Origin of the sequence: Arcobacter iocasae (assembly GCF_042214795.1) — a bacterium.
Taxonomy (GTDB): Bacteria; Campylobacterota; Campylobacteria; order Campylobacterales; family Arcobacteraceae; genus Arcobacter; species Arcobacter iocasae.
In genome coordinates this window covers 824,918-839,384 of sequence record NZ_CP090177.1, presented here as the reverse complement: position 1 = coordinate 839,384, position 14,467 = coordinate 824,918, and the positions used below count along the sequence as shown (strand labels likewise).

General features: G+C 29.5%; 11 protein-coding genes. All 11 read right to left on the bottom strand.

The features are described from left to right. Window positions 1–18: 18 nt before the first annotated feature. Window positions 19–2,034 carry a dynamin family protein gene (locus LXN10_RS04180; RefSeq protein ID WP_375724659.1) on the bottom strand — a complete coding sequence of 672 codons (2,016 nt, stop codon included), beginning with the start codon at window positions 2,032–2,034 and terminating at the stop codon, window positions 19–21. Next, window positions 2,031–4,367: a dynamin family protein gene (locus LXN10_RS04175; protein WP_375724658.1), complete on the bottom strand. Its 2,337-nt coding sequence runs from the start codon at window positions 4,365–4,367 to the stop codon at window positions 2,031–2,033. Before LXN10_RS04175 ends, LXN10_RS04180 begins: the two co-directional genes overlap by 4 nt. A 154-nt stretch (window positions 4,368–4,521) precedes the next feature. Further along, window positions 4,522–5,253, bottom strand: coding sequence for a fumarate reductase iron-sulfur subunit (locus LXN10_RS04170; RefSeq protein WP_375724657.1), 732 nt, complete (start codon window positions 5,251–5,253; stop codon window positions 4,522–4,524). Further along, the gene (locus LXN10_RS04165) at window positions 5,253–7,238 is read right to left on the bottom strand and encodes a fumarate reductase flavoprotein subunit (RefSeq protein ID WP_375724656.1); all 1,986 of its coding nucleotides are present in this window, start codon (window positions 7,236–7,238) and stop codon (window positions 5,253–5,255) included. Before LXN10_RS04165 ends, LXN10_RS04170 begins: the two co-directional genes overlap by 1 nt. After that, on the bottom strand, window positions 7,238–8,029 hold the full coding sequence (locus LXN10_RS04160; RefSeq protein ID WP_375724655.1) for a fumarate reductase cytochrome b subunit: 792 nt from the start codon (window positions 8,027–8,029) through the stop codon (window positions 7,238–7,240). The genes LXN10_RS04165 and LXN10_RS04160 overlap by 1 nt, the downstream gene beginning before the upstream one ends. Window positions 8,030–8,264: 235 nt before the next feature. Beyond that, window positions 8,265–9,767: an NADH-quinone oxidoreductase subunit N gene (locus LXN10_RS04155; RefSeq protein ID WP_375724654.1), complete on the bottom strand. Its 1,503-nt coding sequence runs from the start codon at window positions 9,765–9,767 to the stop codon at window positions 8,265–8,267. Continuing rightward, window positions 9,767–11,248, bottom strand: a complete 1,482-nt coding sequence (locus LXN10_RS04150) for a complex I subunit 4 family protein (protein WP_375724653.1) — start codon at window positions 11,246–11,248, stop codon at window positions 9,767–9,769. Before LXN10_RS04150 ends, LXN10_RS04155 begins: the two co-directional genes overlap by 1 nt. Window position 11,249: 1 nt before the next feature. Beyond that, on the bottom strand, window positions 11,250–13,139 hold the full coding sequence (nuoL, locus tag LXN10_RS04145; RefSeq protein ID WP_375724652.1) for an NADH-quinone oxidoreductase subunit L: 1,890 nt from the start codon (window positions 13,137–13,139) through the stop codon (window positions 11,250–11,252). Further along, window positions 13,139–13,450, bottom strand: a complete 312-nt coding sequence (gene nuoK / locus LXN10_RS04140) for an NADH-quinone oxidoreductase subunit NuoK (protein WP_013136455.1) — start codon at window positions 13,448–13,450, stop codon at window positions 13,139–13,141. The genes nuoL and nuoK overlap by 1 nt, the downstream gene beginning before the upstream one ends. Next, complete coding sequence (locus LXN10_RS04135; RefSeq protein ID WP_129099674.1) at window positions 13,447–13,962, bottom strand: NADH-quinone oxidoreductase subunit J family protein; 516 nt, start codon at window positions 13,960–13,962, stop codon at window positions 13,447–13,449. The genes nuoK and LXN10_RS04135 overlap by 4 nt, the downstream gene beginning before the upstream one ends. Further along, window positions 13,955–14,467, bottom strand: coding sequence for a NuoI/complex I 23 kDa subunit family protein (locus LXN10_RS04130; RefSeq protein ID WP_129099675.1), 513 nt, complete (start codon window positions 14,465–14,467; stop codon window positions 13,955–13,957). Before LXN10_RS04130 ends, LXN10_RS04135 begins: the two co-directional genes overlap by 8 nt.

Here is a 14,467-nt window from a genome sequence, read left to right as displayed (position 1 = left end):
AATTTAAGATAAAATCAATTAAATTTCATCTTTTATCTTTTTTAAATCCTCTATTTTATCCATATATTCACCTTTTCTTGATTCAACAAAGTTTATTCTCTCTTCATTTATCTCTAGATATTGCTCTTTTGAATATTTTATTATTTTAAATAAATAGTTTCTTTTTGAGGTTAAAAAGTCTTCAATTTTTTCAAATCCAAAATTTGCTTTTAATTTAGTAAGTATTTCATCTTCTCTTGGGTGATATACAGTAAATTTTGTAGGCTCTTTTTCATATAAAGTTATTGATTCAGCTATTTGTTGTTCAAAATGAGCAATAGTAGCTTGTGTTGTTTGAATATAACTATATGATAATGCTCCATTAAAGTATGCAAATTTCTTTCTAAGTGCTGAAATGTTTTCCAATATTGCTCTATGGTATGAAATCAATACATTCTCATAAACTTTTGCTGCAAAGTGTCTGGTTGTTGAAAACTCTACATCTGAGGCAACATCTCTATTCTTTTTTATTAACTCGTAAGGCTCTTGCCATCTATGAACATTACTTTTTATTGTTCGGTAAACATCTCTAAATGATTCATCAGCATTTAGTTCTATTTGTTTTAGGTCTTTGATTGATTTTTTAAACATTTTGTCAATTGTTTGATCATCATAAAATAGGTTTTTATATACATTATCACTGTCTATCCAATAAGTGTTGTATTCTATTTTTGCATAGTTCTCTTTATTTAAAAAACCTGTTTTATTTTCATATCTATTTGCTTTTACTGTTTTGATATTTTTAAATGTTTCATGTGCCATTTTTTCCATAATAGCTTCTAATGAGTTGTAAATTGCAAATAACTCTTTAGAGTATTTTTTATGAATATTATCTAAAGCATTTAATACATCATTTTCTGATGATTTTAGAATTTCTACTAGCTTATCATATACTCCTAGAATATTTTGATATTCACTTACTAAAATATCGCAAATCCCCATAAGGTCTCTTTTAATAGCAAACTCTTTTGATTCTAAGGCTTGAGGTCTTATTGTATTTTCTATAAAATCGATTACTTTTTGTATATTTGATTCTTCTTGAAGTTTTATATTATCTTTTGAGTCTTGAAGATTTATTTTTGATATTTTATTTTTATATTCTGTAAATTTATTTTCAAAAAAGTTTAAAGATTCAACTTCGTTATTTTTTAAATCATTTTTAAATTCACTGATGAATTTTTCATATTCATCATTCATTAAAACATCTTTATCATGAGCTCTAGCTTGAAGTGCCATTTTAGCTGAGATGGGAGTAACTTGGGCAAAATATTTAGAGAATTTTTCCCTTACATATTTTGTTGTAGTTTCAATTTGTTCTTGGGTAAATTTGTCTTTTTGATTAAGTACACATAGAGATTTATTTTTAAATTGTTCCATATACTCTTCTAGTACTTCTGCTTCAGATTTTTTACCTGCATTATCTATAAGTGTTAGCCAAATAATACCACCCACATCTCTTAGTACTTTTCTTGTGGTATCTGTATCACTTTGACTTTGAGAATTAAGTCCTGGAGTATCTACAAAAGAGATATCTTTTAATATGTCCATAGGCGCATAAAGTGTAAGATACTTGATCTCACTCATCTCACTCTTTCTTTGATCTGTAAAGTCAGCTATTGCTTCAATAGGGGCATATTCTTGAGCACCTGAGTAATAAGTTATTTTTAATTTATACTCTTCTCCATAATTTAAAAAGTTAACTTTTGAAGTAACAGGAGTAATTCCTGTTGGCAAAATATTTTTTGAAAGTAGGGCATTTAAAAATGTAGATTTACCTGAAGAAAATTGTCCAGTAATTGCAACTTCCATAGGGTATCTTGCTCGTCTTAATTGTTTATCTAATATAGATTTTAATTGAAAAGATGGGTGAAACTTTTCATCCATAAGCTTTACACTTACTTTTTTTATATCACCTACTAATCCAGTTTCAAATACCTCTTCTTTTTCAAAAAACTTATCGCTGTACTCTTTTACAAAACTATTTAAGATACTCATGCTTTAAGCTCCCTACTAAATGTTTCAAGTTTTTTGACTTTTTTGTGAATTTCTATAGTTAATTCATCTTTTTGTGAGTCATTTTCTTCAAATGAAGAGATTCTGTCTTGTAAAGCTTTTTCATCTTTTATTAATTTTTTCTCAAAAACTTTAAGTGGTTCAGAAATTTGTGTAAAGAAATTATCAATTAAAATTTGTGAGACATTTTGAGCTTTTTCTTTTATATTTTTTTCGATTGGTTCAAACTCTTCTTTTATAAACTCTTGTAAATTTCTATCTAATTCACCTAGTTTTGAATCTTTACTTTTTGAAACTTCATTTGTTATTTTATTTATTAACACCTCATTTGATGATGTTAAAAACCCTGTTTTAAAATCATTTTCAAAGAATCCTCTAGCATCAAAATTTTCATTTTTATGCCCAATAGTAAATCCCATTTCTTGATATTTTTGTTCAAATACTTCACCAATATTCTGAGACTTTTTAATAAATTTGTATCTATAGTCTCTAATAACATCTACAATTCCATCTTTTATAGCTGTTTCAACGATACTTTTGATTCTTTTTGACTCTGGTCTTTTTTTAGTCTTTTCAAAAGAGTATTTAACATCTGAAAAAACTCTTTTCCTAATAATCTCTTGTAAATCTAAAAGCTCATTTTCCAAAAATGTCTCTAATGTAAGAATATAACTTTTTGCATCATTTTTGTATACAACAATATCTTCATTCATTGCTTCAAAAATTGATTCATTTGTAGATTTTTTCTTTGCAAAGTCTTTTAAATCTTCTTCTAACTCTTCTTTTGATTTACCCAATAAAATTAATTCATAATTAAAAGACTTTATCTCTTTTTCTATTGTTTTTCTAAGTTGAGTTTTAATACCTTTTATTATTAAATCAGTTTTTGATGAACTTTTACCAAATAGTGTCTCTTCAAGATAGTTTTCAATGTCTATAATACCTGTATCTTCTTCTTTAAAACCAGCATCTAATGCTTTCTTTTCTCTTCCTGTTCGATGGTACAATGCCATCATCCCAGAAATTGGTATAAATTTTATATTTCTTAGTATATAATCTAGCTGGCTATCTTTATTTTGAGCTTTTAATTGAGCTTCAATAGAAGTTTTTGTATACTCAATTACTTCTTGCAATTGTTCTTTTTCAACAGTATCTGCTCTTGTTATTACGATTAATAGTTTTGTTATATTTTGATAAAGTAGGGCATCTATTATAAACTCTACATCTTTTAGTGTCGCACTTTGGGATACATTCATTAAGTGAATCATTAAATCACATTGATTTAAATACTCTTTTGTTATTTCTTCCCTTTGAATTACGGGGTCATCTAATCCTGGAGTATCAACGATTTCTATTCCATCTTCTAAAAATCTCAAATCAGATTTTAGTTCAACATATTTAACTAAATTACATTTTTTACCGCTGGCTTCTGCTGATGTATAAGCTGCAAGATTATTTATATCAACTTTTTCACTGTATGAATCATCATGGATATAGTTATGAATTTCATCACCAAATATCTTTTTAGTTTCATGTACAAACTCTTTGATTGACTCTAATTGTTTTCCTGATTGTTCAATTCTATTCCATTCTTCTTTATTCCAATAAAAAACATTTGCTTCAGGTGTACCATGCTTTACAATAGTCAAATTTGCTGTTTCTGGAACTACTGCACTACCTAGAATCTCTTTTCCCATTAGAGCATTTAGCATTGTAGATTTACCAGCATTCATAACACCTGTAATTCCTATTGAGAACTTTTGATTTTCTAGATATTCTTTTGTATTTGCTAACTCTTCTTTATACTCTTGTGACTGAAAAATTTCCTGCAGTTCTATTATTAGGTTTTCAAAGTCAATTTTTATTTCTTTGAATGATTTTGATTCATCAATTTGAATGTGGTCTTCTTTTGAGTCTTCATCACAAAGTCCTAGTTCTCTTGGGTCAAAAAGTGATATTAGTTTATTAAAATTTGATGAGTCTATAATGCGTTCTTTTTTAAGATATTCTAAACTTTCATGGAGTTTTTCAATTTGACAGTTTTTTGTATCATTTTCAATTGAATCTATTATGCAATATTGTAGTTGATTTAACTCATCTAAACTTTTTACTTTTTTATTTGTAACATGGGTAATTAATTTTTTAAAACTATCTAATGATATATACTTTTCATAATCTTTTCTTGTAGGCGCTAATACTAATGCTGCTACTTCAAAAAACTCATCTCTATTTTTGTAGTGTTCTGTTCCATATGTAATTTTCTGCTCACAAGTTTTACCATGATAAAGCAAAAAATAATCGTTAACTAATGACATTCAATCTCCATTAAAGGCTTTTTTTGTACATATAAAGATTAATTTAAAAAAATAAATTAATTTTAATACCCCTAAAATACAAAAAGTTAATTACCCAAAAGGTAATTAACTTTTTATATTTTTTATTTATACAAGAGAAAATTCTCTTGTATAATTATTTTAATGCTACCAATCTTCTTCTTAGGTAAGCAATTTTATTTTGCAATGGTAAATGTTTTGGACAATGATCTTCACATGCCATTAATGACATACAACCAAAGATACCATTATCATCACCAACTAATTCATAAAAATCATCAGCAGTTCTATTATCATGTGGGTCAACTTCAAATCTTGCAATTCTATTTAATCCAACCGGACCTACAAAATCAGGTCTCATAAGCATTGTTCCACAAGAAGCAACACAAATTCCACATTCAATACATCTATCTAATTCAAATGTTTGATCTGCAATATCGGGATCAATTTTTTCTTCGATTTTTGTAATGTCTGGTTTATGATTTGTATGAATCCATGATTCAACTCTATTAGACATTGCATCCATCCATTTACCAGTATTAACTGATAAATCTTTGATTAGTTCAAATGCAGGCATTGGAAGTAAAGTTATAACTCCATCTGGGTAATTAGCAATTAGTGTTCTACAAGCAAGGGCAGGTTTTCCATTAACTACCATTCCACAAGATCCACAAATCCCAGCTCTACATACGAAGTCAAAAGATAAATCTGCGTCATGTTCTTCTCTAATTTTCATTAATGCAATAAAAAGAGTCATACCTGGTGTCTCTTCTAATTTATACTCTACATAATGAGGTTTAGAAATTTTACTTCTTGGATTAAATTTAAGTACTTTTATAGTAACTTCTCTACCTTTGTGGTCACTCATTATTTATCTCCTACTCTTTCATTTTTTTCTTTATAATTCATTGGTAATTCAAATGGCATAAGTGCATCTTGTAGTTCATGTCTATCTTTACCTTCTGCTTGCATTCTTTCAGTTATTTCGTCAACTTCAGCTTGTCTTTTTGCAGATAATTCATGCTCAATAATCATACCCTTAGCACCATAACCTCTAAATGCTGGAGGCATTTCCATTTTCATTATATCTAATGGCTCATATGTAATTTCTGGTTCTAAAGCATCTTTAGAAGGCCAAGAAGTTAATGTTCTGTTTAACCAGTTTGCATCGTCTCTTTTTAAATAATCTTCTCTATAGTGTGCACCTCTAGATTCAGTTCTATCTCTAGCCCCTTTAGCAACACATAATGCGATTTTTAACATTTTTGGAACTCTATAAGCTTCTTCAAGTTCTGGATTTCCAACTCTTTCTTTTGATTTTACAGTGATTTGTTTAGTTTTAACTAATAATTCTTTTAACTCTTCAACTGCTTCACTTAAGTGAGGACCATCTCTAAAGATACCTACTTTTTGATCCATTAGATTTTGCATTCTATTTTTGATTCTAAAAATATCTTCAGTTCCATTGTAAGATAAAATTTCATCTAAATATGCATCTTCTTCATCAAGGAATTTTTGAACAGTTTTAGTACCAATTGTTACATCATTTTCTAAACAAAAATCAGCAAAATAATTACCAATAATCATACCAGCAACAACTGTTTCAGAAACAGAGTTTCCTCCAAGTCTATTAAATCCATGCATATCCCAACAAGCAGCTTCTCCACAAGCAAATAGTCCTTTTAATGTTTGTGATTCACCAGTTGGTTTTGTTCTAATACCACCCATTGAATAATGTTGCATAGGAAGTACTGGAGCCCAACCTTTTGGACCTTCATCAGCTGGATCAATACCATTAAAGATTTGACAAATTTCTTGTACATCTCTTAAGTTTTTCTCAATATGTTCTCTACCTAAAATAGAGATATCTAACCAAATATGATCACCATATGGAGAAGGTACACCTTTACCATTTCTAATGTGCTCAATCATTCTTCTTGAAACAACATCTCTTGATGCAAGTTCTTTTTTCTCAGGTTCGTAATCTGGCATAAATCTATGTCCATCTACATCTCTTAGAATTCCACCATCACCTCTACACCCTTCAGTTAATAAAATACCTGATGGTACAATTGGAGTTGGGTGAAATTGTACAGCTTCCATATTTCCTAAAGTAGCAATTCCAGTTTCAAGTGCAATAGCTGCACCAATACCTTCACAAATAACTGCATTAGTTGTTTGTTTAAATACTCTTCCATATCCACCCGTTGCGATACATGTACCTTTAGCAACATAAGCTTCTAATTCACCCGAAATTAAATCTCTAACGATTGCACCATAACATCTTCCATCTTCATGTATAATTGATACAGCTTCTTTTCTATCTCTAATGTCAACTTCATGTTTTAATGCTTCGTTTGCAACACCAAATAACATTGTATGTCCTGTTGCATCTGCTGTATAACATGTTCTCCATTTTTTAGTTCCACCAAAGTCTCTTGATGTAATTAATCCATGTCTATCAGCATCTTCAGTAATTGTTGTTTTTTTAGCATTGATAACTGCTTCTCTTGCACCTTCTCTAACTCTTGTCCAAGGCACACCCCAACCAGCTAATTCTCTAATAGCTTTTGGTGCAGTATTTACGAACATTCTTGCAACTTCTTGGTCACATCCCCAATCCGAACCTTTTACTGTATCTGCAAAGTGTAAATCTTCATTATCACCTTCTGACATTTTAGAGTTACCCAAACTTGCTTGCATACCACCTTGTGCAGCTGCACTATGAGATCTTTTAACTGGAACAAGTGATAAAACTACTGTATTTAAGCCTTTTTTTTGTGCAGCAACTGCAGCTCTTAGACCTGCTAAACCACCACCAATAACTAATGCATCACAATAATTAATTTTCATTATGCCACTCTCCCATTGTTTATTTTATATTCCATTACTTGTGCTGTTGGAGTATATCTTTCCCCAACTTTTCCTGCAGCTGCGTGATCCATACCAATTTTCATATAAGCTGCTAATGTAGCGAAACCTAAAACTAAAAAGAACACTGTAAGGATTTTTTTATAAGCTTTTAATTTTTTTCTTGAAGCTTTTGGATCTTTACCGTCAAACCATCCCCATTTAACAGCAAGTCTATATAATCCAATAGTTCCATGAAATTCAACTGCTAATAGTAAAAGAATATATAAAGGCCACATCCAGTTAGACCAAACTCTATCTGCACTTGCATATGGTCCGATTGCATCTGCTTGAGTCATAATGATATATAAGTGAACTGAACCTAAGAAGAACATAGCAAAACCTGTAAAAGCTTGAACAAACCATAACTTAGTATCTTCATGTCCCATGCTGTTAGCATGCGCTTTCATAACTTGATATTGCTTGAAATTAGCTGGTAATTTTCTCATACCCATTGCGGCATGTGAAATAAATACTACAAATACAAAAAATGCAATAGCAGAAACAATTATTGGCTGCCCTTCATTGAAAATAAAACTACCTTCAAAGAATTTTGTAACTGAATACATAAAATCTTTGCTTACTAAAATTGTTGAGACAAAAAGCATGTGTCCCCACATAAAAAGACCAAGAAATAGTCCTGTTGCACTTTGTAGATAATCCAATTTTGCAGGAGTTCTACTTTTTTTCCCTTCAACTGTTTTGCCTAAATAACCTTCTATTAGGTCACTCATTATCAATCCTTTGTGTTTAATTTATGATGGAATATTAAAAAAAATATTCCTTTTAAAACATAGCATTATTATAGCGAAGATAATCTTGAATTGAATTTTAAAAATACAATTAATTCTAAAATTAATTATCAATAATAATTTTTGTTATAAAAAAAAGGTCGATAAAATCGACCTTTAAAAAATTAGTATTAAAAAAATAATTTTTAATACTAATATAATAATTTATTGACAGTGTTTACTTTAGAAACAAAGACTCAATTGCTAACTTTGAAACTTCAATTATTGCATCAATATTTGGTGCAGGAATGAAAAATACTATAGCAGAACCTATACCACCCCATACAACTAAAGCAGCTAAAAATGCTACAACATATGTAGATATTCTTTTGTCATCAAAGCCTTCACTTGTACAAGCATCACTTGCTGGATAGAAATACATCATTGCAATTAATCTAAAGTAGTAGTAGACTGAAATGATAGTTGCAATAATTGCAACTATAGTTAAACTCGCATATCCTGAATTAATAGCTTCTGTAAATATATAAAACTTACCGATAAATCCAATTGTAGAAGGAATACCTGCTAGTGAAAATAAGAAGATAGTCATAGCTGCTGCCAAGAAAGGTCTTTCATGAGCTAATCCTTTGAAATCTTCATATGTTACTCTAACTTTTGTTTCAGAAATAATATGAGAAATAAGTCCAAATGCACCAATTGCAGTTAATAAATAAGATATTAAATAGAACATAATTGCATAAGCGTTATCAATATTTTGTCCTAAAGATATAAATCCTAATAAAATATATCCCGTATGAACTATTGAAGATGCAGCAAGCATTCTTTTAATGATTTTTTGTGTAATTGCAATCCATGTACCATAAGCAAGTGTAAATATAATAAGTACATATAAAATAGGGTCCCAAAAATTTTGAATAGTTGAGAATGTTTGCAAATATGCTCTTAAGAATAAAGAGAATATTGCTACTTTAAATGTAGATGCCATATATGCAGTAACAAGCATTGGAGCACCTCTATATACATCTAAAACCCAAGATTGGAATGGGAAAGCTGCAATTTTGAAAAGAAAAGTAAATAATAATAGTGTTATACCAATGTAAATAAGATTTAAGTCACTTCCACTATGTGTTGTAATATAAGTTGAAATATCATTTAAGTTTGTACTTCCACTTACTCCATAAATTAATACAGCACCTAATAGAAAAAATGCACCAATAAATGAACCTAAAACTAAGTACTTAAACATAGCTTCAACTCTTTTTGCATCTTCACTTTGGAAACCAACTAATATGTATATGGCAAATGAGGCAATTTCTAATGAAATATACGCAGTGATTAGTTCATTTGAATTGGCAATTAGCATCATTCCAAATAGAGCAAACATCAATACTGAAAAGAATTCACCTTTAAAGTATGAATGGTCATAAAAGTAATGTTCACCAATTAATACGATTAACAATGTACCAAAAATCAACAATACGCCAAAAAAGTTTGCATATGTATCAAAAACTAATGCATTATTAAATAATTCATTATAAGGTTTAGCAGAAAAAAGATCACCAAATTCTGCAACAGAAAAACCTAAGGCAATAATCAAAAATATTGATGTTGTTGTAATAAAATGTTTAAGTGTAAACTTGTCATACATACTCATAAACATCAACACAAGAGCACCTACAAGTACAGTTATAAGGGGTACTAGATATAAGAATTCAGTCATTATCTCATCACTCCAATTTTTAATATGTCATTTAAAAAGTGAGTTACAGTTGGCTCAAACTTATCAATGAATGGTTCTGGGTAAACACCCATTAGAAATACTAAGATTATCCATGGTGCTAAACCGATAATCTCTTTGATTTTAAGGTCTCTCATTTTTCTTGGTTCCCCAACTCTATCTTGTAAAATAGCTCTTTGGAACATCCATAACATATATGAAGCTCCAATGATAACTGTAAGAGCTGAGATATAACCTAATGTATGATTGAATTCATAAATTCCAAAAATTATTAATAATTCTGAAACAAATCCATTTGTTCCTGGTAATCCAATATTTGCAAATAGCATGATTGCAAAAACAAAAGTAAATATTGGAGCAACTTTTGCTATTCCACCTAAGTCACTAATTGTTTTAAATTTAGATTCATCATGTAAAACACCAACAAGTAAGAATAAAGCACCTGTTGCAATTGCATGGGCAATGATTAAGTATAATGCACCATTAATACCATAAGCATTTAAAGAAAATATACCAGCAGCTATAAAACTTAAGTGAGATGCAGATGAATATGCAAACATTCTTTTAATGTCATTTTGCATTAGTGCTGCAATTCCAAAATAAACTAAACCAAATAATCCAATGAATACAAACCAAGTAGAGTATTCAATATAAATTTCTGGAAATATTGGAATCATAAATCTAACGATAGCATAAACCCCAAGTTTTGCCATGATTGAAGATAATAAGAAAACGGCACCAGTAGGAGCATTTTTATATGTATCCATAATCCAAGTATGTAATGGGAAAATTGGAATTTTAATACCAAAAGCAATAACAAATGTTAAAAATAAGTATACTTGCTCATGGTAAGACAATGTTGTGATTTTTGTAAAGTCATTGTATTGGAAAGACCAAAATCCAAACTCATTAAAAAATGTAACACCAAGATAAATAATACCAATAAACATCAACAATGAACCAGCCATTGTATAAATAGTAACTTTAATAGTTGTAAATACTTTATCCCCAAAACCATCAATACCAATCATTAAGAATACTGGCAATAACATAACTTCCCAGAAGAAGTAGAATAAAATAACATCTAAAGATAATAATGCACCTGTAACACCTGTTTGTACAAGTAGCATATTAATCCAATAACCTTTTGTTCTACCTTCCCATAATAGTAAATATGAAGTAGGAATTAAAATAGCAATAAGCATTAAAATAGTTAAAGAAAAACCATCAACTCCGATATAATAATTTATACCATAAGTTTGAATCCAAGGTGCATTTGTAACAAATTGCATTCCTGCATTTGGGTCAAAATTGATATAGATTTTTAATACTAATGCTAATATAACAGTAGTAGTTAAAAATGCTATATTTCTAACTGCTTCAACATTTGCTGTTGTAATCATTAAACCAAAGGCAACAATTGCTGGTAAAAATATAATAAATGATAAACTTTCTGCACTCATACTACAATCCTAACGAAATAAATAAATAAATGAAGATTGCACTCATACCAACAAGCATGAATAATCCATAAAATCTTACATTTGCATTTTGAAGTCTTCCAACTACTTTACCAAGGTTGATAAATTGGTTACAACTTCCCATGATGAAGTTATCAATGATTTTTTCATCTACAACTTTATCAATAAAAGTTGATAATTTTTTTGCACTTTGAACAAATACTGCATTATATATCTCATCAACATAGAATTTATTAGCAACAAGTCCTTGTTCACTTTCAGGATTGTATATATCAAAGTTTGCATATTTTTTATATGCTGCATATATTCCAGCAACTGCAAACAAAACAGATACTACCATTAAAATATATTCTGTACTATGACTCATATGTAACTCTTTTGAATCAAGTTGTGCAAGCCATGTATCAACTAAGTGATGACCACCTAAAACTTCTGGTAAGTTTAAGAAACCAGCAGATATAGCACCAACTGCTAAAACTAATAAAGGCAATGTTATTGTTTTAGATGTATAAATATATTGTGTGCTGTTATTTTTATTTGGAGCAACGAAAAGAATAAAATATAATCTAAACATATAAAATGCTGTTAAAAATGCTGTAAACATTCCAATTGCCCAAATCCCATATTGACCTTCATGAAATGCTGCACCTAAAATTGCATCTTTTGAAAAGAAACCAGAAAATGGAGGAATTCCTGAAATTGCAATAACACCAACTAACATACAAAAGCCAACAATAGGAGTACTAACTCTATGTTGTGCCATTTTGAAGATATTTTGCTCATGGTGTTGAGCCATAATCATACCACCTGCTGCCATGAATAACATTGCTTTGAAGAAAGCATGTGTAAATACATGAAATAATCCTGTTGAATAAAAACCTAATCCAACACCTATAAACATATATCCAAGTTGTGACATAGTTGAGTATGCAAGTATCTTTTTAATATCTTGTTGTTTAGTTGCAATGATAGCAGCAAATAGAGCTGAAAAAGCCCCAATATAAGCAATAAATGTACCAACACCTTCAATACCTTCATAAAGGAAATGGAATCTTGCAACCATATAAACACCAGCTGTTACCATTGTAGCAGCATGTATAAGTGCTGAAATTGGAGTAGGACCTGCCATTGCATCTGGAAGCCATGTATATAATGGAATCTGTGCTGATTTACCCATAGCTCCCACAAATAATAAGAAACCAGAAAGAATAAGTAGTTCAGTTGAGGCATTACCTAAGTTTGCTTCTATTGAAGTAAATGATAAATTTCCTTGTCCAATTGCAAAAAATAGTGTAATAACACCTAATATAAATCCAAAGTCACCAACTCTATTTACAATAAATGCTTTATTTGCTGCAAGAACATTCTCTTTGTTACCATAGTAAAATTTAATTAATAGGTATGAACAAACTCCAACACCTTCCCATCCAATGAATAAAATAATTGGATTGTCAGCAAGTACTAGAATTAGCATTGATGCTAAAAAAAGGTTAAAATATGCAAAAAATTTACCAAAACCTTCATCTTTGTGCATATAACCAACTGCATAAATGTGAATTAAAGAACCAACAAAAGTTACGAACATAGCCATAAAGATCGATAGATTATCACCTAAAAATTTCATTTCAATAGTTAACTTATCTACTTCTAACCATGTAAAGATAGTTTGATGATAAGTAGCATTATTGTTAACCATATTTATAAAGATTATTAAAGTAAAAATAAAACCAATGATTGGAGCGATTGTACCTATTAATGAAAATAATCTTTGTGGTAGGGCTCTTTTCTTTATATTATAAAAGTAGAATCCACCATTTAATATAGCACCAAGTAATGGAGCTAATATTATCCATACTAATAAATCTGTATGCATTATTTTTCTCCTTGTTTAAGTGCTGTAAATAAATCAGTATCTAATGATCTTTTTGTTCTAAATAAAAGAATTATTACTGATAAGAAAATGGCAGCTTCAGCAGCAGCAATTGCTATAACCATTACTGTAATTACTTGTGGATCCATATTGAAATGGTATCTAGCAAAAGTAACTAAAAATAGATTTATTCCATTTAACATAAGTTCTATTGACATATATATTACAAAAATATTTCTTCTTGCAATAACTCCAATTGCGCCAATTGAAAAAAGCATCATTGAAACAAATGCATATGATGTTAGTGATATCATGATTGTATTCCTCTAGTTTTTTTTCTTTTAGCTAATACAATAGCACCAACTAATGCAACTAAAAGTAGTATTGAAATCAACTCAAATGAGATTAACCAATTTTGGTATAAAAGCATTCCAATCTCTTTTATTCCACCAAAATTTGTCTCAATAATACTCATGTCCTTTTTTGGTAGTGCAGATACAGCTGTTAATATTACAACATTCAATGGCAACATAACAATCGCACCTATAATAATATTTCTAACTTTTTTAGGCTCTTTTGGTAAATCATGCTCATCAATATTTAAAAACATTAAGATAAATAAAAGAAGAGTCATAATTGCACCTGCATAAACTATTATTTGTACCATGAAAAGGAAAGTTGCACTTAACAATGCAAAAAGTCCAGATACAGATAAAATAGATATTAATAATCCAAGTGCTGCATACATAGGTTGTTTATGTGTTAGCATAGTGATTCCACCAGCTATTGCCATAAAACTTAAACCAATAAATAAAATATCAGTCATTTGATAAATCCTTTGCTCTTTCGTTATTCATTAAGTATTTTTTATCTACAACAAATTCCTCTCTTGAACTTCCTGTAAAACTTAAAATACCTGTATCCATTCTAATTGCATCACATGGACAAGCTTCAACACAATATCCACAATATACACACTCTAAAAGATCTATTTTAAACTCTTTTGGTCTTTTTTCAGCTTTGCCATCAAATCTTTCTTCAGCATCAATAAAAATACATTCAGCTGGACATGCAGTTGCACACATATAACATGCAACACATTTTTCAGATTCATCTTCCCATTTTGTAAGTCTATGAACCCCTCTGTATCTTTCATTTGTTGCTACATCTGTTGGTTGTTCTTCTGGATACTGAATTGTTTTTAAATTTGAAACATCTTTTAAATTCTTTGTAAAGTGACCAAAAGTTGTTTTCATACCACCCATAATAGCTGGTATGAAAAGCTTATCTTTAAAAGTTTGACCCTGTCTTTTTATTATTTTAATACCCAT